Source organism: Bradyrhizobium sp. BRP23 (assembly GCF_020194135.1).
GTDB classification, from domain to species: domain Bacteria; phylum Pseudomonadota; class Alphaproteobacteria; order Rhizobiales; family Xanthobacteraceae; genus Bradyrhizobium; species Bradyrhizobium yuanmingense.
In genome coordinates this window covers 174694-195486 of record NZ_JADYVW010000001.1, presented here as the reverse complement: position 1 = coordinate 195486, position 20793 = coordinate 174694, and the positions used below count along the sequence as shown (strand labels likewise).

At 63.7% G+C, this 20793-nt stretch carries 20 protein-coding genes; 8 read left to right on the top strand and 12 right to left on the bottom strand.

Annotation, left to right across the window (positions count from 1 at the left end; translation table 11 throughout):
• Nucleotides 1-30 precede the first annotated feature (30 nt).
• The gene (locus tag I6F24_RS00935; RefSeq protein ID WP_036023381.1) at nt 31-1080 is read left to right on the top strand and encodes a hydroxyacid dehydrogenase; all 1050 of its coding nucleotides are present in this window, start codon (nt 31-33) and stop codon (nt 1078-1080) included.
• Nucleotides 1081-1196: 116 nt separating this feature from the next.
• A complete protein-coding gene (locus I6F24_RS00930) occupies nt 1197-1637 on the top strand; it encodes a flagellar basal body protein (protein WP_036005608.1) in 441 nt (146 codons plus the stop codon).
• A gap of 36 nt (nt 1638-1673) precedes the next feature.
• On the opposite strand, the gene I6F24_RS00925 is transcribed toward I6F24_RS00930, so the two are convergent.
• Complete coding sequence (locus I6F24_RS00925) at nt 1674-2615, bottom strand: dehydrogenase (protein WP_225149823.1); 942 nt, start codon at nt 2613-2615, stop codon at nt 1674-1676.
• Nucleotides 2616-2779: 164 nt separating this feature from the next.
• Here I6F24_RS00925 and I6F24_RS00920 point away from each other — a divergent pair, with 164 nt between their 5' ends.
• The gene (locus I6F24_RS00920) at nt 2780-2992 is read left to right on the top strand and encodes a hypothetical protein (protein ID WP_036005605.1); all 213 of its coding nucleotides are present in this window, start codon (nt 2780-2782) and stop codon (nt 2990-2992) included.
• A gap of 3 nt (nt 2993-2995) precedes the next feature.
• Here I6F24_RS00920 and I6F24_RS00915 read toward each other — a convergent pair whose 3' ends face one another.
• The 6 genes from I6F24_RS00915 to I6F24_RS00890 all read right to left on the bottom strand — a co-directional run bounded on the left by I6F24_RS00915 (nt 2996) and on the right by I6F24_RS00890 (nt 10362).
• Complete coding sequence (locus I6F24_RS00915) at nt 2996-3571, bottom strand: GNAT family N-acetyltransferase (protein WP_225143995.1); 576 nt, start codon at nt 3569-3571, stop codon at nt 2996-2998.
• Nucleotides 3572-3577: 6 nt separating this feature from the next.
• Complete coding sequence (locus I6F24_RS00910; RefSeq protein ID WP_036023350.1) at nt 3578-5935, bottom strand: Orn/Lys/Arg decarboxylase N-terminal domain-containing protein; 2358 nt, start codon at nt 5933-5935, stop codon at nt 3578-3580.
• A gap of 96 nt (nt 5936-6031) precedes the next feature.
• The gene (locus I6F24_RS00905; protein ID WP_225149822.1) at nt 6032-8236 is read right to left on the bottom strand and encodes a xanthine dehydrogenase family protein molybdopterin-binding subunit; all 2205 of its coding nucleotides are present in this window, start codon (nt 8234-8236) and stop codon (nt 6032-6034) included.
• A gap of 7 nt (nt 8237-8243) precedes the next feature.
• Nucleotides 8244-9260, bottom strand: coding sequence for a xanthine dehydrogenase family protein subunit M (locus tag I6F24_RS00900; RefSeq protein WP_225128849.1), 1017 nt, complete (start codon nt 9258-9260; stop codon nt 8244-8246).
• The gene (locus I6F24_RS00895; protein WP_225128850.1) at nt 9257-9742 is read right to left on the bottom strand and encodes a (2Fe-2S)-binding protein; all 486 of its coding nucleotides are present in this window, start codon (nt 9740-9742) and stop codon (nt 9257-9259) included. The genes I6F24_RS00900 and I6F24_RS00895 overlap by 4 nt, the downstream gene beginning before the upstream one ends.
• Before the next feature lie 140 nt (nt 9743-9882).
• Nucleotides 9883-10362 (bottom strand): Lrp/AsnC family transcriptional regulator, encoded by a 480-nt coding sequence (locus I6F24_RS00890; RefSeq protein WP_025035213.1) that lies wholly within the window; start codon nt 10360-10362, stop codon nt 9883-9885.
• 143 nt (nt 10363-10505) lie between these two features.
• Between I6F24_RS00890 and ald the strand changes: the two genes are divergently transcribed.
• The 3 genes from ald to I6F24_RS00875 all read left to right on the top strand — a co-directional run bounded on the left by ald (nt 10506) and on the right by I6F24_RS00875 (nt 13278).
• On the top strand, nt 10506-11621 hold the full coding sequence (gene ald / locus I6F24_RS00885) for an alanine dehydrogenase (RefSeq protein WP_225128852.1): 1116 nt from the start codon (nt 10506-10508) through the stop codon (nt 11619-11621).
• A 268-nt stretch (nt 11622-11889) separates the two neighbouring features.
• Nucleotides 11890-12108, top strand: coding sequence for a hypothetical protein (locus I6F24_RS00880; RefSeq protein WP_027546306.1), 219 nt, complete (start codon nt 11890-11892; stop codon nt 12106-12108).
• Between the two features lie 111 nt (nt 12109-12219).
• Nucleotides 12220-13278, top strand: coding sequence for a putative sulfate exporter family transporter (locus I6F24_RS00875; protein WP_225149821.1), 1059 nt, complete (start codon nt 12220-12222; stop codon nt 13276-13278).
• A gap of 136 nt (nt 13279-13414) precedes the next feature.
• Here I6F24_RS00875 and I6F24_RS00870 read toward each other — a convergent pair whose 3' ends face one another.
• The 5 genes from I6F24_RS00870 to I6F24_RS00850 form a co-directional block, all read right to left on the bottom strand.
• A complete protein-coding gene (locus I6F24_RS00870) occupies nt 13415-14287 on the bottom strand; it encodes an ABC transporter ATP-binding protein (protein WP_225149820.1) in 873 nt (290 codons plus the stop codon).
• Nucleotides 14284-15156, bottom strand: a complete 873-nt coding sequence (locus tag I6F24_RS00865) for an ABC transporter permease (RefSeq protein WP_050995895.1) — start codon at nt 15154-15156, stop codon at nt 14284-14286. Before I6F24_RS00865 ends, I6F24_RS00870 begins: the two co-directional genes overlap by 4 nt.
• A 35-nt stretch (nt 15157-15191) precedes the next feature.
• Nucleotides 15192-16613 carry an ABC transporter substrate-binding protein gene (locus tag I6F24_RS00860; RefSeq protein ID WP_225149819.1) on the bottom strand — a complete coding sequence of 474 codons (1422 nt, stop codon included), beginning with the start codon at nt 16611-16613 and terminating at the stop codon, nt 15192-15194.
• A 181-nt stretch (nt 16614-16794) separates the two neighbouring features.
• Complete coding sequence (locus I6F24_RS00855; RefSeq protein WP_057030048.1) at nt 16795-17568, bottom strand: Crp/Fnr family transcriptional regulator; 774 nt, start codon at nt 17566-17568, stop codon at nt 16795-16797.
• A gap of 100 nt (nt 17569-17668) precedes the next feature.
• Entirely contained in the window at nt 17669-17965 is a 297-nt protein-coding gene (locus tag I6F24_RS00850; RefSeq protein WP_036005572.1) for a gamma-butyrobetaine hydroxylase-like domain-containing protein, read from the bottom strand.
• Between the two features lie 205 nt (nt 17966-18170).
• Between I6F24_RS00850 and I6F24_RS00845 the strand changes: the two genes are divergently transcribed.
• Nucleotides 18171-18944 (top strand): ferredoxin--NADP reductase, encoded by a 774-nt coding sequence (locus I6F24_RS00845; protein WP_225149818.1) that lies wholly within the window; start codon nt 18171-18173, stop codon nt 18942-18944.
• 101 nt (nt 18945-19045) lie between these two features.
• Nucleotides 19046-20788, top strand: coding sequence for a fumarate reductase/succinate dehydrogenase flavoprotein subunit (locus tag I6F24_RS00840; RefSeq protein ID WP_225149817.1), 1743 nt, complete (start codon nt 19046-19048; stop codon nt 20786-20788).
• The last annotated feature ends 5 nt before the right edge of the window (nt 20789-20793 follow it).

The window sequence follows — 20793 nt, the reverse complement described above, 5'->3', positions numbered from 1 at the left end:
ACCTCCCGCGAACGAGCCGGAAGGGTCCTGATGTCCGTCAACAACAAGCGCGTCGTCTACTCCAATTATTTGGCCAATCCGATCTATATCGACATCCTGAAGGCGCGGTCCGACGTGCGGGTCGATCGCATCGAAAATGGAAGCCCTGAGGATGTTTATGGCCCGCTCCTCGGCGCTGCCCACGTCTACCAGGTCGGCGCCGCCCGCGATGAGCTCGCCCCGCATTTCCATGTCGATGCCGCCTTCCTGAAGCGGACGCCGAATTTGCTGCTGGTCTCCAGCAACGGTGCCGGCTTCGATCCCGTCGACGTCGAGGCCTGCACGGAGGCAGGCGTCGTAGTCGTCAACCAGTCCGGCGGCAACGCCCATTCGGTCGCCGAGCACGCGCTGGCGATGATGCTGACGCTGTCCAAGCGCATCATCCAGTCGGATCGCCGGCTGCGCCGCGAGCGCGACGTCAACCGCAACGATCTCGTCGGCAACGAGGTCGAGGGCAAGACCGTCGGCGTCATCGGCCTCGGCAATGTCGGCCGGCGCATCGCCGCCTTGTGCAAGGGCCTGCTCGGCATGACAGTGCTTGCCTACGATCCGTATTTGTCGGCTGAGGTGATGGCCGAGCGGGGCGGGGAGAAGGTCGAGCTCGACGAGCTGTTGCGCCGCGCCGATTTCGTCTCGATCTCATGCCCGCTCAACAAGGGCAGCCGCAACTTGATCAGCACACGCGAATTCGCGCTGATGCAGCCGCATGCCTATTTCATCACCACCGCACGCGGCTTCATCCACGACGAGGACGCGCTGCTGCAGGCGCTGCGCGACAAGCGCATCGCCGGTGCCGGCCTCGACGTCTGGTCCAAGGAGCCGCCGCCGCCGGAGCATCCGCTGCTCCAGTTCGACAACGTGCTGGCGAGCCCGCACACGGCAGGCGTCACCATCGAGGCGCGCCAGAACATGGGCCGGATCGCCGCCGAGCAGGTGCTGGATGTGCTCGACGGCAAGCGCCCGCCGCGCATCATCAATCCCGAAGCCTGGCCGCGCTATGCCGAGCGCTTCAAGCAGGCTTTTGGCGTGACGCCGGGGTAGGGCGCGCGAAGCCCAGTCGCGCGCCGATCCTTGGTTATCAGGATGAAAACGGAGCGCGGTGGACTTTACTGATGGCGTGAATGAACGCGTATGACCTCTCCTGTAGATCAGGGAGCATGAGCATACTTTCGATTGCGACATCCGGACTTTCTGCGGCGAGTTTGCGCGTGAACGTGGCGGCGAGCAATATCGCCAACATCAGCACGACCGGCCCACTACCCGCGTCAGGCGGGTCGAGCGCATCGGCCGGTGCGGGCATTGCTCCAACGTTTCCTGCAGCCTACGTGCCCTTGCGGGTCGATCAGGTCTCCCAGTCGAGCGGTTCGACGCCGGGCGGTACGGTTGCGACCGTATCGACGGTATCGCCGAGCTATACCGCGCAATCCGACCCGAGCGCTCCCTTCGCAAACCAGGACGGCCTGGTGGCAGCGCCGAATGTCGATCTTGCTAGCGAATTCGCTCAGCTGGTGACCGCAAAATACAGCTTTGTTGCCAATGCGAAGGTCATTCAGGCCTACGCCGAGACGCAAGACACGCTCCTCGACATCAAGGCGTGAGGGCCGACGTCGGCCGTGTCTCGCCAGCCTGGGCCACTACCCCAGCTTTGCGCCGAGCTGCTGGAACACGGCCTCGCAGGTCATGAGGTCGAGATGGCCGCCGCCCGCGTTCTTGAAGAACGTGATGTCGGACGGTGACGTTCGCCCCTGCACAAGGCCGCCGACGAGGTCGTAGAGGTCGCCGAGGACGTCCGCCTCGCTGATCGCGCCGCTCGCGATCGGCTGCAGGATGTCGCCGACGCCGTGGAAGGCGGATTCCCGCCGGTCCACGAAGACGCGGGAGCGCTTGGCCGCCTCGTCATCAGCCTCCCGGGTTTGCGGTGTGTAGCCGCCGACGAGGTCCAGATGCGTGCCCGGCCGCAGATTGCGGCCCTTGATCAGCGGCTGATGCGCGCGGGTGCAGGTGGTAATGACATCGGCCTCGCGCGTCGCGGCGTCGAGATCCGTGATTGCTTCCGCCTTGATGCCGGCCTTCGCCAAGCGCTGAGCGAGATCCATGCCCCGATCCGGGCTGCGATTCCAGATCAGCACGCGCTCCAGTGACGGCCGCACGGTGCGATGACCCCGGATCAGCCATTCGGACATCTCGCCGGCCCCGACGCAGAGCAGCGTCTCGGGATTGGGCGGGGCGAGCAGTTTCGTGGCCAACGCGGAGTCGGCTGCGGTGCGCCAATGCGTGATCTCGGTCCCGTCCATCGCCGCCAGCGGCCGGCCGTTGGTGCCGTCGAACAGCACGCACACGGCCTGCACCGCCGGCATCCTGCCTTCGGCCAGATTGGCCGGAAAGCTGGTGAACATCTTGCTGGCCATGTATCGGCCGGAATCGACGGCGCTGCGGATGACGTATTGCCCCCTCTCGTCTCCAAGGAACGCGTCCAGCACCTCCATCTTCGGCCGGCGATGCGCTTCTTCGAGGGCCGCAATCAGGATCGGAAAGGTCAGAGCCTTCGTGACTTCGGTATCGGAGACAAAGTGCAAGGCAAGTTCCTCATTGGCGACCGGCATTTGCCCATAAACCCGCGCGGCAGGTTCCGCAACGAATCTTCCGCCGGGACTGGACAAGCCTTGATCCGCGTCAAAATCTCCTTTCCCCGTCCGGCCTAAATGGGACTAGAGTGCCGGCGGGCAGGCAGGGAGGTCCCATGTCAACTTATGTCGTCAGGTTCATGAAGGACGTGCTCGGCGAATACGGCCGGCAATGCGAGGTCTGCCAGGGCACGCTCGAGATCGACGCCGCCGACGAGGACGAGGCCAGGGAACGGGCGAAAGCGAGGTTCTGCAAGGACCAGGCGTTGCATCACTGGTCACTGCATGCCGACCGCATCCATGTCAGACCCGCCGACTTCCCGTCGTAGCGACTAGCGCCCGGGTGCCGTGACGGGCGGGGGCGTCGTCGTCCCCGCGCCGAGCGAGCGTTGCACCATGACGGTGTCGGACCAGCGGCCGTGGCGGTAGGCAACGCCGCTGAGCAGGCCGGCGCGCGCGAAGCCGAACCGCTCGTGCAGCTTCAGCGAGGGCGCGTTATCGGCATCGATATAGCCGATCATCTGGCGGAAGCCGGCCGCAGCGCAGGCGTCGATCAATTCCTGCAGCAACAGCCGTCCGACCCCGCGGCCGAGATGGGCGTGATGGACGTAGATCGAGTGCTTGGCGGTGTAGCGATAGGCCGGCCTTTTGCGGAACAGCACGGCATAGGCATAGCCGACGACCTCGCCGCGCCAGGTCGCAACCAGATGCGGCAGGCGGGTCTGCTTCAGGTTCTTGCGCCGGTCGCGCAGATCGTCCGGCTCCGGCGCACCGGTTCCTTCGACATCGCGCGGCACGCCGCTGCGGACGTGATGGCGGTAGATCGCCAGCATCGCCTCGATGTCGCTTTCGCGTGATGGCCGAACCAGGACGGGTTCATCGCTCGCGCGCGCAGCTGCTTCGTTCATCGGCACCTACTCGGTCACGACATAAGTGTAGAGCCCGATGCGCCCATTCGCATCGACCTCCTTGTAGACGCCCTGGATCTCGACGTCGAAGCCCGGAAATGTGTTGAAGCAGGTCTCGAACATCTTGAGATAATCGATCATGGGCTTGGCTCGTTCCGTCAGCCGCTCGCCGGGCACGATGGTGGCGATGCCGGGCGGGTAGACCACGAACGGCGTGGTCGCGATTCGGCCCGCGATCGCCTCGATCGGGAGGTAGTCGACGTCGTTCTTGAACAGATAGCGCGCGGCATCGCGGGGCGACATCGCTATCTCGGGCATATGCTCGGGCATGAACTGCCGCGCCTGGAGCGCGCTGACATCGGCGGTGCGGAAGAAACGGTGCATCTCGCCGCAGAGGTCACGCAGCCGTGCACCGGCGTAGCGCGCCTGCCGCCTCTGATAGAATTCGGGGATGACGTCGGCGAGCAGCGCATTGTCGTCGTGCAGTCGCTTGAACGCGACGAGGCCGGAGATCAGCGTGCCCGCCTTGCTCGCCTCGACGCCGGGCGTGAGCAGGAAGAGCAGGGAATTGAGGTCGTTCTTCTCGGGGACGATGCGGTTCTCGCGCAGATATTGCGCGACGACCGGCGCGGGAATGCCGTGCTCGGCATAAGCTCCCGTCGCACGATCGAACCCGGGCGTGAGCAGCGTCAGCTTGTTCGGATCGGTCATGGCAAAGCCTTCCGCGAGATCGGGAAAGCCGTGCCAGTTGGTATCCGGGGAGAGCTGCCACAGCGCGGGGTTGGTGGCGAGCTCGTCGGTCGAGAGAGTCTCCCAGGCGACGTTATGCGCCGCGCCGGGACGGCTGACATCGGCAATGGCGACGCGATCGGGAACGAAGGGCTCGAAGAACCAGCGGCGATCCGGGTTCTGCTCCTTCTCCTCGAACTCCTGGCGCATCGCGCGGATCTTCTTGCGCAGCTCGATGCCGAGCCGGATCGTGTCGTCCCACAGCACTTCGCCGGAGCGGCCCTTCATCATCTGTGCGCCGACGTCGAGCGAGGCGAACAGCGGGTAGAACGGCGAGGTCGAGGCGTGCTGCATGAAGCTCTCGTTGAAGCGGCGGTGCTCGACGCGACGCTTCTGGCCGCGGATATGGCGGTCCTTGATGTGGATCTGCGAGGCCTGCGAGAAGCTTGCCAGCTGCTTGTGCGTCGACTGCGTCGCGATGATGCCGGGGGCGTCGGGCGAGAGATTTACCAGCCCCATGGCGAAGCGGCCGGCATAAAGGGGGTGGAATTTCATGAAGCCGGCCCAAGCCTCGTCGAACAGGATGTAGTCGCAGAGATGGCCGATACGCTTGATGATCATCTCGGCGCTGTGGATCGAGCCGTCATATGTGCACTGCTCGACCACGGCGACACGGAACGGCCGCTCCTTGCGCCAAGCGTCGCGATCGTTCACCAGGGGATGGTTGCGGATCGCCTCGCGCAAGCTCTTCTCTTCGAGCCGGTCCCAGCGCATCGGGCCGATCAGTCCCCAGGCGTTGCGAACGGTCGGCACATAGACCGGGATGCCGCCATTGATCATCAGCGCGCCGTGATGGGCGGCCTTGTGGTTGTTGCGGTCGAACAGCACGAGATCGCCGTCGGTGACGAGGGCGCCCAGCGCGACCTTGTTCGAGGTCGAGGTGCCGTTGAGCACGAAATAGGTCTTTTCCGCCCCAAAGATCGCCGCCGCTTCTTTCTGCGCCCTCAGCGCCGGGCCCTCATGGGTGAGGAGGTCGCCGAGGTCGAGCACGGAATTGTCGAGGTCGTCGCGGAACACGGACTCGCCGAGATGCTCGACGAACACGCGCCCGATCGGGCTGCGGTTGTAGAACACGCCGCCATTGTGGCCCGGGCAGGTCCAGAGCTGGTTGCCTTCCTCGGCATAGTCGACCAGCGCGCCGAAGAACGGCGTCTTCAGCGTCTCGGCATATTGCTTCAGCCGGCTGATCAGGTTCTTTGCGATGAAGGTTGGCGTCTCCTCGGACAGGAAGACATAGCCGTCGATGAAATCGAGCACCTCGACCGGCAAATCCTCGAACCGCTTGCGGCGGATCAGGAGGATGATCGGGAAGTCGAGGCCGCGGCGGCGCATCAGATTGATCAGCGCCGAGGTCTTGCCTTCCAGGCCCTTCTTGCCCCAGTCCACCACCATGCAGCCGATCGCGGCATCGGTCTGCACCGCCATCTCGGCATCCTCCAGCTTGCGGGCCCGGACCACCTCGAAGCCGGAGCGCTGGATCTCCTCGATGATCTGGTTGAAGCGGACGCCTTCGAGATCGTCGGCATCGAACACAGGGGCGGCGAACAGGAAGTTGAAGCGCTTGAAATAGTCCATGGCAGGTCCCGAATGTGCAGGAAGATACAGCTCTCTGCACATTCGATGACATCTGGATGACATGCCCGAGTGCTGCGGCAAGGTTAGCCTGACGCTTCACTCCAGCAGCTTGTCCAGTGTGATCGGGAAGCGCCGGATGCGCTTGCCGGTGGCATGATAGACGGCGTTCGCAATTGCGGCCGGGACGCCGACGATGCCGATCTCGCCGAGCCCCTTGATTCCCAACCGGTTGATGCGCTCGTCGGGCTCGTCGACGAAAATGACGTCAATGTCGTGGACGTCGGCGTTCACGGGAATGTGGTATTCGGCAATGTTCGCGTTCATGATGCGGCCGAAGCGGTGATCCATCACCGTTTCCTCGTGCAGCGCCATTCCAATACCCCAGACCACCCCGCCCATGATCTGGCTGCGGCCGGTCTTGGTGTTCAGGATGCGCCCGGCCGCGACCGCATTCACGATCCGGGTGACGCGGATAATTCCCAGCTCCTCGTCGATCTTCACCTCCGCGAAGACCGCCGAATGTGTGTTGCGGGCATGCGATTTATCCTCCGCGAATTGGTTGAGCTTCTCCTTTTCGATCCGCTCGAGCTTGCTGTGGCGCATGACATCCGCAATCGAGACAGCGGCCCCGCGACCGTCGCTGCTGGCGATCATGCCGTCAGTCAGGGTGACGTTGGCGGCGTCGAGGTCAGCGAGCGGTGAGCCCGGCATGGCCTTGGCAAGACGTGCGAGTTCCCAGCGAATTTCTTCGGCCGCTCCCAAGACCGCATGCGCGCTTGATGCCGCCATCCAGGAGCCGCCCTCGACGGGGGCTTGCGGCAAGGTCGAATCGGCGAGCCGGACGCTGATATTCTCGATCGGCAGCCCGAGGGCATCGGCCGCGACCTGCGCCACGATGGTGTACGTGCCGGTGCCGATATCGGACGCGGCGCAGGAGACCTCGGCATGGCCGTTGGCCGTCAGCACGATGCGGACGGCGACCGGCATCTGCAGCGCTTCCCACACCCCAGTCGCCATGCCCCAGCCGACGAGTTCCTTGCCGTCTCGCATGGAACGCGGCGCCGGATTACGCCGGCTCCAGCCGAACGCTTCGGCGCCGCGGGCGTAGCACTCGCGCAACTGCTTGCTGGTGTAAGGCAGGCCTTGGCTCTGGTCGCGATCCGAGTAGCACCTCAGGCGCAGCTCGACCGGATCGAGCTTCAGCGCGACGGCCAATTCGTCCATGGCGCATTCGAGTGCGCACACGCCCGTTGCCGCACCCGGCGCGCGCATGTCGGAGGGCGTCGAAACGTCGAGGTCGACCAGCTTATGGGAAAAGTTGCTGTTGGGACTCTTGTAAAGCTGCTCGGCCCAGCCCGTATCGTTGCGCGAAAAATCCTCATAGCGTGAGGTCACGGCGATGGCTTCGTGGGTGATCGCATCGAGGGTGCCGTCCGGCTTTGCACCGAGCGCAACGCGCTCGATGGTCATGGGACGATAGCCCAGGCCATACATCTGTTGCCTCGTCAGCACGACCCGGACGGACCGCTTCAGTGCGAGCGCGGCAAGGGTTGCCAGCACCACCTGGTGCTGCGGCCGCAGGCCCGAGCCGAAGGCGCCGCCGACATAGGGCGAGATCACGCGGATGTCGTCCGGTTCCTTGCCGAAAACACTGCAGAGAAACTTCTGGACGTTCTGGACGCCCTGCGTCTTGTCGTAGACCGTGAGCCCGCCACTGCCGTTCCAGACGGCTGTCGTCGCGAAGAGCTCCATGGGGTTGTGGTGCTCGGTCGGAATGACGTAATCCGCCTCGTGGCGCACGGCCGCGCGCGTCAGGGCTGCTGCGGCATCACCACGCGGCTTGTGCGGTTGATCCACTTTCTCGGCCTTGCCGCGTTCGGATTCAAGATCGGTCGAAAACGCCTCCTGCTCATATTCGACGCGAACGCGGGTTGCGGCGAACTTGGCGATCTCCCAGTCCTCCGCGACGACCAGTGCGATCGGCTGGCCGTTGAACTTGACCCTCTCATCATAGAGCGGCCGGAACGGCGAGCCCTTCTCCGGCGCCACCTCATCCTTCCAGGCTTCGTCCTTGTCGGCGAGGGGCGGCCGATGTTCATGCGTGAGCACGTCGACCACGCCCTTCACCTTCAGCGCCTCGCTGGTGTCGAGACGAGCGATGCGCCCGCGCGCGATGCTGGCCTCGACCACGAAGCCGTGAAGGAGACCGTCTGCTGCGAATTCGCCGGCATATTTGGCGGCCCCGGTGACCTTGGCGCGGCCGTCGACGCGCGACGTTGGTGTTCCGACATAGGCGTTCATCGGGTCCTCATGCGATCTTCTTGTGAGCTTGTGATTGCGGCGTGGCGCTTGCGGCCTGCATCAGCGCACGCACGACGGCTCGGCGCGCCAGGTCGATCTTGAACCCGTTGTGGGAGCGTGCCGTCGCTCCCTGCAGCAGCAGGTCGGCGGCGCGCCCGAAATGATCCGGTGTTGCCGCCTGACCGCGCAATGCGGCTTCGGCCTCGAGGCTTCGCCAGGGCTTGTGGGCCACGCCACCGAGCGCAAGGCGCGCTTCGCTGATCGCGTTGCCCTCCAGGTCGACCGCGGCCGCGACCGAGACCAGAGCAAAGGCGTAGGACAGCCGGTCGCGGATCTTCAGATAGCTGTAGTTCCGGGCAAAGCCGTGCGGCGGCAGCTCGATGGCGATAATGATCTCGCAGCTGCCGAGATTGGTATCGAGATGAGGCTTGTCCTCGGGAAGCCGATGGAAATCCGTCAGCGCGATGGTGCGCTGCCCCGAGGGGCGTGCGATATGCACGAGCGCGCCGAGCGCGGCCAGCGCCACGCTCATGTCGGATGGATTGGTCGCGATGCAGGAGTTGCTGGTGCCGAGGATGGCATGGTTGCGGTTGAGGCCATCGAGGGCCGAGCAGCCCGTGCCGGGGCTTCGCTTGTTGCAGGGTGTCGTGGTGTCATAGAAGTAGGGGCAGCGCGTACGTTGCATCAGATTGCCGCCGACCGAGGCCATGTTGCGCAGTTGCGCGGAGGCGCCGGCCAGGATGGCGCTGGCAAGGAGGGGATAGCGCTGCTCGATCAACGGGTGGTAGGCGAGGTCCGAATTCGGCACCAAGGCGCCGATGCGCAGACCGCCGTCCGCCGTCTCCTCGACGTCGCGGAGCGGCAGGCGGGAGATGTCGATCAGCCGGGAGGGCCGTTCGACGTTCTCCTTCATCAGATCGATCAGGTTGGTGCCGCCGGCGATCAACTTCGCACCGGGATCGGCGGCGAGCAGGCGGATGGCGTCGGCAACATCGGTTGCGCGGGAATATTGGAAGTTGTTCATGACCGGCTCATTGCCTGCTCGATCGCAGCCACGATGTTGAGGTAGGCACCGCAGCGACAGAGGTTTCCGCTCATCAGCTCCCGGATCTCATCCGCATCGCGCGCACGGCCTTCGGCCAACAGGCCCGCGGCAGAGCAAATCTGCCCCGGCGTGCAATAACCGCACTGAAAGGCATCGTGGTCGATGAAGGCCTGTTGCAGAGGATGCAGCGCGCCGTCCCTGGCCAAGCCTTCGATGGTCGTGATCTCGGCGCCATCCTTCATGACGGCCAGGGTCAGGCAGGAATTGACCCGTCTTCCGTCGATCAGCACGGTACAGGCACCGCATTGGCCGTGATCGCAGCCTTTTTTGGTGCCGGTCAGTTGCAGACGGTCACGTAGCGCATCCAGAAGCGTGGTCCATGGCATGACCTCGAGCGCGCGGCTTTCGCCATTGACGACGAGGTTGATCGGAATGCGTTCGGGGATCGTAAGGTCGGCCATGGTGTATTTCCCTGCGGAAAGGCCGAGCCGGGCAAATTGTGCAAATGACGCGAGACTGCGTTGCCGCCGCTGGCCGATAGCGCCCAACGGATGACGAGTTGCTTGGTTCCCAATCGGTTCTCCCGATTGGATTTACGAGATCAGCGCTTCGTCTCGCCGAACACCACGGTCGGCACCGCGCGGTTGACGATCTCGCGCAGCGCGAAGCTCGATTGCACCCGCGCGACGCGGGGCAGGCGGGACAGCTCGGTGCGATGGATGCGCTCGAAATCCTGGATGTCGCGGGCGAGCACGATCAGGATGTAGTCGTCCGTCCCCGACATCAGGAAGCAGCGCACGACAGAGGGGCATTTCGTCACCTCTGCCTCGAACGCCTTCAGTGCCTCGTCGCTCTGGCTCTCCAGCGCGATGCGGACCAGCACCGTGGTGGTGAGGCCGAACTGGGCCAGGTCGAGCGCGGCCTGGTAGGCCTGGATGTAGCCGTCATCCTCCAGCGCCTTCTGCCGCCGCGCCAGCGCCGTGCTCGACAAGCCGATCTTGTTGGCAAGCTCGGTGTGGCTGGCTCGCGCATTGGTCGTGAGTTCCGCGAGGATGGCGAGATCTTTCCGGTCGAGGGCCAAGGTTTCGTTTCCAGCGTCAAAGGACCATTTCGCGCCGGAAACCGGCGCGGGCGCTGCCAAGGTAGCGGATATTTGCACGAAACCAAACCGACCCTCTCGCTACGATCAACAATGGAATCAAAGCATTGGCGAGGGAGATCAAGATGCGCGTCGGAGTCCCGAAGGAGATCAAGGTGCAGGAATATCGGGTCGGGCTCACCCCAGGTGCGGTCCGCGAATACGTTGCCGCCGGGCACCAGGTGACGGTCGAGAGCGGCGCCGGCAGCGGCATTGGTGCGTCCGACGAGGTGTACCGGCGGGCAGGGGCGTCCATTGCCGAGACCGCTCGCGAGATCTTTGCAAAGTCCGACATGATCGTGAAGGTGAAGGAGCCGCAGAAGAGCGAATGGGCTCAGCTTCGCGAAGGCCAGATCCTTTTTACTTACCTTCATCTTGCGCCGGATCCCGACCAGGCCAAGGGCCTGCTTGCTTCCGGCTGCACCGCAATCGCCTATGAAACCGTCACGGACGCGAGCGGTCACCTCCCGCTGCTCGCCCCGATGAGCGAAGTCGCCGGCCGCCTCGCCATCGAGGCCGCCGGCGCCGCGCTCAAGCGTTCCAGCGGCGGCCGCGGCCTGCTGCTCGGCGGCGTGCCCGGCGTGCAGCCGGCACGCGTCGTCGTGCTCGGCGGCGGCGTGGTCGGAACGCAGGCGGCACGCATGGCCGCCGGCTTAGGTGCCGAAGCCACCGTGATCGACCGCTCGATCCCGCGCCTGCGCGAACTAGACGATCTGTTTGTTGGACGCGTACGCACCCGTTTCTCCACCATCGAGGCGGTCGAGGACGAGGTGTTCGCCGCCGACGTCGTGATCGGTGCAGTGCTGGTGCCCGGCGCCAGCGCGCCGAAGCTCGTCACCCGTGCGATGCTGAAATCGATGCGGCCGGGAGCCGTGCTGGTCGACGTCGCGATCGACCAGGGCGGTTGCTTTGAGACCTCGCACCCGACCACGCACGCGGAGCCGACCTACGAGGTCGACGGCGTCGTTCACTATTGCGTCGCCAACATGCCGGGAGCCGTGCCGGTGACCTCGAGCCAAGCCCTGAACAACGCCACGCTGCCGTTCGGCCTGATGCTCGCCAACAAGGGATTTGCGGCCATCTTGGAGAATCCGCATCTGCGCAACGGGCTCAACGTGCATCGCGGCCGGGTGACGAACAAGGCGGTGGCGGAGAGTCTGGGGCTGGAGTTTGCGCCAGTAGAGAGCGGACTGGCGGCGTAGCGAGATGGGCCATCGTCGGTGCGGCGCCATCAACCGACTGGAAGATGGCGCTGCCGCCGTGCTCCCGAGCCCTCGGGGAATCCCGACGCGGTGAAGGCGTTGTGACCGGAGCGGCGGTGTCCAAATAGGCGGAAAGAAGAAAACTATTGCCGCGGTCCTGTCAGGAGGAAGGAGTTTCCCCTTCCGAGCGCAAAAACGCCAATCGCTTCCATTGCTGTTTGCAGCCGAAACGACGACATTTCCGCCAGAAATTGGTGGATCGGCAGCCATGGAACGCACTGGATTTGAGCCCTTCGGCGAGCAACTGGTGTCCGCAACGGACACACAGCCGAAGTCGCGCGCCTCGAAGCTCCTGCTGCGGGCCGGCACCACCCTGTTCTGGTCGCTGGTCGCGGGCATCGTGCTGGCCCGTGCAGCCTTCTTCGAGCCCGGCATCTATGACGGTTTCAGCCGCGTCGCCTCGCTGGCCAAGAACCTGATCTTCTGAGGCCGTTTATTCCGGTCCGAGGACAGAACTTCTCTCGGCCCTGATATGTCGAAAACATATTTCCCAATCGGGTCGTGGTGCGTATAAATCTTTCTCCTTCGGGAGAGATTTGTGTCGCAGAATCAAGCATCCAGCCCGGCCGATTCCAAGCCGGTCACCGCCGCGGGCCGTATTGCGGCGCTGATTCCGGGCATCCTCCTCTGCGTTCTCGTGGCCGGTGTGTCGGCCCTGCTCGAGCGGGCCGAACTGGGCATGTTCGAGCACCCCTATGTCGAGGCGCTGGTCATGGCGATCCTGCTCGGCATGGCGGTGCGCAGCTTCTGGAAGCCGGCCCCGCGGTGGCAGGCCGGCATCGCCTTCAGCGCCAAGCAACTGCTGGAAGTCGCGGTGATGCTGCTCGGGGCCTCCATCAGCTTTGCCGCGATCGCGGCTTCCGGCATTGCGCTGCTCGCCTCCATCGCCGCGGTCGTCGTGGTCGCGCTCTGCGTCTCCTTCGGCCTCAGCCGGCTACTCGGCCTGTCGACGCGCCTGTCGATCCTGATCGCCTGCGGCAACTCGATCTGCGGCAATTCCGCCATCGCCGCAGTGGCGCCCATCATCGGCGCCAGCAACGACGAGATTGCATCCTCGATCTCCTTTACGGCGATCCTTGGCGTGATGATGGTGCTGGGCCTGCCGCTGCTGATCCCGCTGCTGCAATTGTCCGCAACGCAGTACGGCATTCTCGCCGGGCTCACCGTTTACGCAGTGCCGCAGGTGCTCGCCGCGACGGTGCCGGCAGGTCTCGTCTCAACCCAGATCGGCACGCTGGTGAAGCTGATGCGTGTCCTGATGCTCGGCCCGGTCGTCGTCGGCCTGTCGCTGGTCGCTTCGCGCTGGCAGAGCGATGCCAAGAAAACCAGCGTCGGCTTCTTCCGCCTGGTCCCCTGGTTCATCCTCGGCTTCCTTGCGCTTGCGACCCTGCGCTCGCTGGAGATCGTGCCGGCGACGGTGGTTGGCCCCGTGACGACGATCACGAGCTTTCTCACGGTGGTCTCGATGGCCGCCCTCGGCCTTGGCGTCGACGTGCGGGTGCTCGCCAATGTCGGCGGCCGGGTGACGGCCGCCGTGACGCTGTCGCTGATCCTGCTGCTGGGGATCAGCATCGCGCTGGTGCATTGGTTCAAGTGATCGGGGCAAAGCTGCAGTAGGGTGGGCAAAGGAGCGCCCTTCGCGCCGTGCCCACCAGTTCTACGAGATACGGAGAATGGTGGGCACGCTTTCGCTTTGCCCACCCTACGAGACCGTCATTGCTGCGAGCGGTAAGCTAAATCACGTCCGCGAGCGAGTGGCCGTGCAGCTCGATGTTGAGCCCCTGCATGCCCAAGTCGTTGATCTCGCCGCCCATCGCCTTCAGGCTCTCTTCGCGGATCAGCGACATCAGCCCGCGGCGGAGCGCCAAGAATTCCGACGACATCATCATCGATTGCTGCCGCGGCCGCTCCAGCGGGATCGGGATCTCCGCCTTGATCGAGCCCGGCCGCGCGGTCATGCAATAGACGCGGTCGGAAAGGAAGATGGCTTCGTCAATGTCGTGGGTGACAAACAGCACCGAGATCTTCAGCCGCTGCCACATATTGGTGAGGATCTGCTGCATGATGACGCGCGTCTGCGCGTCGAGCGCGCCAAAGGGCTCGTCCAGCAACAGCACTTTCGGTCCCGTCGCGAGCGCGCGGACGATGCCGACGCGCTGCTTCATGCCGCCGGAGAGCTTTTCCGGATAATGCTTTTCGAACGCTTCGAGTCCCGCAAGCCCCAACAGCGTGCGCGCGGCGCGTTCGCGCTGCGAGCGCGGCATGCCGCGCATCTTCAGGCCGAACTCGACGTTCTCGCGCACGGTCTTCCACGGAAAAAGAGAATATTGCTGAAACACCATGCCGCGTTCGGCGCTCGGACCGTTTACCCGCTCGCCGTCGACGGTAACTACACCGGTCGTCGGCTTGAGGAAGCCTGCGACGGCATTGAGCAGCGTCGACTTTCCGCAGCCGGACGGGCCGACGATCGACACGAACTCGCCGGGCCGCACATGGATCTGCGTGTCGGTGACAGCCTGCACCGCGCCCTCGATGGTCTCGTAGGCGAGGGAGAAGTTCTTGACTTCGATGTGGCCTTTTGGGCTGTTCGCTAGCAGCTCGCTCATGTCGATCTCCACGGCATCACCAATTGCCCCGCGCCCCTGATCAGCAGGCTCGACCCGAGGCCGAGCACCCCGATTGCGATCATGCCGAGCGCGATGTCGGCATATTGGACCAGCGAATAAGCTTCCCAGGTGAAGTAACCGATGCCGTATTGGCCCGAGATCATCTCTGCGGCGATCAGCGAGACCCAGGCGACGCCCATGCCGACGGTGAGGCCGGTGAAGATGTGCGGCAGCGAGGCTGGGAAATAGACCTCCCGAAAGATCGAGCGTTCGCGCGCGCCGAGACATTGTGCGGCGCGTACCAGCACGGGGTCGACCAGCGACATGCCGTGCAGGGTGTTGACGAGAATCGGGAAGAACGAACCGAGGAAGGTGATGTAGACGATGCTCTGCTCGTTGGTCGGCCACAGCATGATCGCCATCGGCACCCAGGCGATTGCCGGGATCGGCCGCAGCACTTCGGCGACCGGGAAAATCACCTCATGCACCAGCTTGAAGCGCCCCATGATCAGGCCGAGCGGCACGCCGACGATCGCCGCGAGCGAGAATCCGATGAAGATGCGCCGGCAACTGAGCAGGATGTGCATCAGGAATTTGGGATCGTGAATCGCCTTTATGAAGCTGTCATAGACCGCGAGCGGCGAGGGCACGTTGGTGAAGCGCACGAAGAACACGACCCGATAGGTCGTGAGCAGATGCCAGACCAGCAGAAAGGCGAGCAGCGAAATCACGCCGATTGCCGCCGCGCGCAGACCTGCCCGATTGAGCCGGTACCAGCGCAACCCCAGTGTGGCGAAGGAAGGCGGCGTCGAAGGCCGGATGATGGCGGCGGGCGCGGAGCCCGCCTCAGCAAGTGCTGTTGCCGGCATGCTGTCCTCGGGCTGTCTGACGAGGGCGGGGCTGCTCACGTCTTGCCTCCGCCGACGGCGGCCTTCATCGCTTCATCGAAGCCGAGCACCTTGCCGCTGATCTTGGCAGCGTAGGCTTCGGCGTCCTTCTTCAGCAGGAACGGGGCGACCTCGCTATTGCCGACGGCGAAGAAGGCCTGATCGGCGAACAGCTTGATGCCGCGCGTGGTGTCGAAGACGTAGGCGACGTTGATCTTCTTGCCCTTGGCCTTGTAGTCGGCATAGGCGCCGAGCGTGCAGCTGGCGGACGAGAAGGGCATGATGCCGGCACCGTCGACCCAAACTTCGCCCGCCTTGCGCGGATCGGTGATGGGCTTCTTGCAGAAGCTGTCCTCGCCCGAGATCTCATAGTTGTTGGTGCTCGCGAGCTGGGCGTCGTAGTCGAGCTTCATTTCGGCATAGGCCTTGCGGATGTATTTGTCGTCGACCCATTTCTTCGGATCGAACTCCTTCATGCGGCCGAGATTCTGTAGCACCTTGACGTCGGTCGTGGCCGCATCGATCAGCGCTGGCTTGATCGTCGGATCGGTCGTCATATTGCCGCTGGGCCCTAAGAAGATGTAGACGACCTCCTTGTTGATGCCGGTCCATTCCTGGATCTTCTCGGCGGCCAGCTTGGGATCCGCACGCAGCCACTGATTGGCGGCGATTAGCGCCTTGAAATAGGCGACGACGACCTCGGGATATTTTTCGGCGAAGTCGGTGCGAACCACGATGCCGTGGAAGGTCGGCAAGTTCGTTTCGACGCCGTCGAAGATCTTCCGCGCGAAGCCGCGGAACGGCAACAGCTCGGCGAAGGGGACGAAATCGGCGTGCCCGTCGATCTTCTTCTCCTGCAGATTGGTCGAGCCGACCTCCGGGCTCTGGCTGACGAGCTGGAAGAAATCGGACGCATAGCCGCGATCCTGCATCGCTTTCAGCACCATGCCGTGCGCGGCGGAACCGAAAGGCACGCTGACGAGCTTACCCTTGAGATCGGCAAGGTCGTAATAGGGTGAGTCCTTGTGAACGACGAGGCCGTTGCCCGAGCCGGACAGGCTGTAGGCGGCGATGCCGACGAGGCGGCTCTTGCTCTCCGGATTGCTCTCAAAGGTGAATCCGTTCACGATGAGCGGATAGTCGCCCATCATCCCGATCTGCAGCTTGTTCGCCATCATCGCGTTGGTGACGGGCGGACCGGAGGTGAAGTTCTGCCATTCGAGCTCAAACTTCATGTTGGCGTATTTGCCGTCCTTCGGCAGGTACTTCTCAAGCAGTTGCAATTGGCGGATGACGACGCCTGCGGTGACCGTGTTGGACGTGGTATCCTGCGTTCCGATGCCGAGCTTGACGGTTTCCGCAGAAGCCGGCTGCGCGACGAGCAGCGCCAGCGACGTCACTGACATCGCGATCGAGAGCGTGGGAAGATGGCGGGCCATTCTCATCCTCATTCGGTTGGATGTGCTGTGGGTGCCATGATTGGGGGAGGGCGCAGGCAGGGCAAATCCGGAGTGGCCGCCGCAGTCGATTAGTTGCCGGGAAAAGCTGATTGCATACTCCTTGGGCAGTCCTGCACTATAAAGCCGCTTGCCTGTGCACCGGCCATGGTCGCGGGCCCCTTCAATCCGCCGCCTGGCCGCGCATCTCCTCCAGAATGTCGGTCCGGCAGACCACGATCTGCGACCGTTTGGTCAGCACGATTCCCTTCTCCTGCATCCGCTTCAGGCTGATCGTGACCCATTGTCTGGTGGCGCCGACCATGTGGGCGATGTCGGCGTGGGTGAAGGCCGCAGCGATCACGGTGCCGTCGGCATCCGCGACGCCGTAAAGCTCGACGAGATGCAGCAAGAGATGGGCGAGACGCTGCGTGATCGAGCGCGTCCCAAGCATCTGGGCCAGCGCCGAATAGCATTTGCCTTTGAACGTCAGGCCTTCGATCAGGCCAATCGCGAGGTTCGGGATCTCTGCGGCAAGGGACCGCAGTTCCTTTCCGGGCAGGTGCACGACGCTGCAATTACTGGAGGCAACGCCGGACCATTGATGCACGGTGCCTTCGAACACTTCGGGACCGCCGACGAAATTGCCAACGTGCCAATAGGCCAGCGTGATCTCGCGTCCGAGTGGCGAGGTGTAGAAGACACGGATGCGGCCGCTCTCGATCAGCCAGATGCCGTCATGCTTGCCGCCCTGGCTGAACAGCGTTTGGCCGCGATTGAGCACCTTGCGGCGGCCCTGCTTCAGCACCAACTCCCGCTCGCGCGGTGAGAGCTTGTCCATCAACGGGGGTGGACCGCCGATCCATTGCTGGTTCTCGGTGAGCAGCAGCGAGGAACTGCTGGCAGGCCTGACTGCTGGGGGAACAGCCCCGCGAACCGCATTCGCTGCCTGCAACATCGCCTGCCTCCCGAACGTTTCAAATCGTTCTAAAGAGGAGCAATGTCCGTGCCAGATGGGGGCAGACGCCTCGCGCGGGGAAATGACACCGAATACCGGGTCACCGCCCCGCCAAGTTCAGCAGATACGGCTTCGGATAAATCCCCCGGTTGTGCCCATCCGAAAACGAAATGTTCAGCCCATAGCCGAGATCGCCGATGTCGGTAATCGCAATCCCCGGAAACGCTTTGGGGAAGCGGCCGTCGAAGCGGGCGCGGGTGCAATGGGCGCATTTGCAGGAGAGGCGGAGTGTTTCGGCAGAAACGCTGAGCGCGTCGTCCTGCGCGGTGCGGACCAGGAGCGAAGCGAGATCGGCGCTGGCTTCGTAGTCGGCCACGGTCGGTGCCACCAATGTCATTGTCATGACGAACCTCTGACTTCGTTCTACGTCGAGGCGGGAACGCACGAATAGCAACTAATTGCCGGTGCGGGTGGGATCGCGAGCCTGCTCTTCGAGCAACCCACGCGAAATGTGAAACTAATCGACCGGGAACTTCACTTCCGAATTGCCGGACTCTCCTCTCTCCGAAACCTTGCGCGTCATCGATGACCAAGGAGAGACGATGAGTGCATTTCAGAAGGAAACGGTTCTGTCGGTCAGGCACTGGACCGAGTCCCTGTTCAGCTTCACCGCGACGCGCGATCCCGGCTTCCGCTTCCAGAACGGCCAGTTCGCAATGATTGGTCTGGAGGTCGAGGGCAAGCCGTTGATGCGGGCCTACAGCATGGCCAGCGCCAATCACGAGGAGGCGCTCGAATTCTTCTCGATCAAGGTGCAGGACGGCCCGCTGACCTCGCGCCTTCAGAAGATCAGGGAAGGTGACATCATCCTGGTCGGGCGCAAGGCGACGGGCACGCTGATCACCGGCAACCTCATTCCGGGAAAACGCCTGCTGCTGCTTTCAACCGGAACGGGCCTGGCGCCCTTCGCCAGCCTGATCAAGGACCCCGACGTCTATGAGAATTACGAGACCATCGTGCTCGCCCATGGCTGCCGCCAGGTCTCGGAACTCGCCTATGGCGAGCACCTCGTCGAGGACCTGCGCAATCACGAATTCTTCGGCCCCTTGATCCGCGACAAGCTCGTCTACTACCCGACCGTCACCCGCGAGCCGTTCCGGAATCGCGGCCGCATCACCGACCTGATCGCCTCGAACCAGCTCTTCGAGGATATCGGACAAGCGAGCCTCGACATCGAAACTGACCGCATCATGCTGTGCGGCAGCCCGGCGATGCTCGAGGAACTCCCCGCGATGTTCGCGGCGCGCGGCTTTGTCGAGGGCAACCATAGCCAGCCCGGCCATTTCGTCATCGAAAAAGCCTTCGTCGAGCGCTGAGCTACAAATCGCGTCCCAGCGACAACTAATTGCTATCGCGGCGACGCCCCCTGAACAAATCTGACGCAAAGGCGCCGGGATCGGCGAACCAGGAGCAAGCGATGGCACTAGATCAGATCGTCGACGGACTTTCGGAAGTTTCCTGCGATGTGCTGGTGATCGGCGGCGGCACAGCCGGCCCGATGGCGGCACTGAAGGCGAAGCTGAAGAACCCGAAGGCCAATGTCGTCCTGCTCGAGAAGGCGAACGTCAAGCGCTCCGGCGCGATCTCGATGGGTATGGATGGGCTCAACAACGCCGTCATCCCCGGTTACGCGACGCCGGAGCAGTACACCAAGGAAATCACCATCGCCAATGACGGCATCGTCGATCAGAAGGCGGTCTACAAATACGCCCAGAACTGCTACAAGATCATCGAGGAACTGGACAGCTTCGGCATTCGCTTCCTGAAGAACGAGAACGGCGACTACGCCGTCAAGAAGGTGCACCACATCGGCACTTATGTGCTGCCAATGCCGAACGGCGAGACCGTGAAGAAGGCGCTCTACCGCCAGCTCCGCCGCGCCCGCATCCTGATCTCCAACCGCTACATGGCGACGCGTCTGCTCAAGTCCTCCGACGGTCGCATCGCCGGTGCCATCAGCGTCAATACGCGCACCGCCGAGATGCTCGTGATCAAGGCCAAGGCCGTGATCCTGTGCATGGGCGCCGCCGGCCGGCTAGGTCTGCCGACCTCCGGCTACATGTTCGGCACCTATGAGAACGCCGCCAATACCGGCGACGGCTACGCCATGGCGTATCACGCCGGCGCCGCGCTTGCGAACCTCGAATGCTTCCAGATCAACCCGCTGATCAAGGACTATAACGGCCCGGCTTGCGCCTATGTCGCCGGCCCGTTCGGCGCATATACGGCAAACAACGAAGGCTCGCGCTTCATCGAATGCGACTACTGGTCCGGCCAGATGATGCTGGAGTTCTACAACGAGCTCCTCTCCGGCAAGGGTCCGGTGTTCCTCCAGCTCAAGCATCTCCACCCCGACACCATTTCCGAGATCGAATCCACGCTGCACAAGGTCGAGCGTCCGACGCGCGGCCTGTTCCAGCAGGGGCGCGGGGTCGACTACCGCAGTGAGTCCATCGAGATGCATATCTCCGAGATCGGCTTCTGCTCCGGCCACAGCGCGTCAGGCGTGTTCGTCGACGACAATGCCCGCACCACCGTACCCGGCCTCTACGCCGCCGGCGACATGGCGAGCGTCCCGCACAATTACATGCTCGGCGCCTTCACCAACGGCTCGGTCGCAGGCATCGACGCGATGGAGTTCGCCGACAACCATGATTTCGCGGAATTCGACGCGGCCGACGTCGCCATGGAACGCGAGCGCGTGATGGCGCCGACCAAGCGCGAGGACGGCATTCCGCCGAACCAGATCGAGTACAAGACCCGCCGTCTGGTCAACGACTACCTCCAGCCGCCGAAGGTCACGCGCAAATATGAGCTCGGCATGCGGCGGCTCGCCGAAGCGCGTGAGGATATGCAGGAGCGCATGATCGCGCGCAACGCGCACGAATTGCTGCGCGCGCTCGAAGTGCAGTCGATCATGGACTGTGCCGATATGGCCGCACACGCCTCGCTCTACCGCGAAGAGAGCCGCTGGGGTCTCTATCACTGGCGGACGGATTTCCCGGAGAAGGACAACGAGAACTGGTTCTGCCACACGCTGCTGTCCAAGCAGGACGGCAGGATGACCAGCGAGAAGCGCGCAGTCGAGCCCTATGTCGTGCCGATCGCGGACGACGAGAAGGACCTCTACGACAAGCAGCGCATTCGCGCCTCGGCCTGATCCAC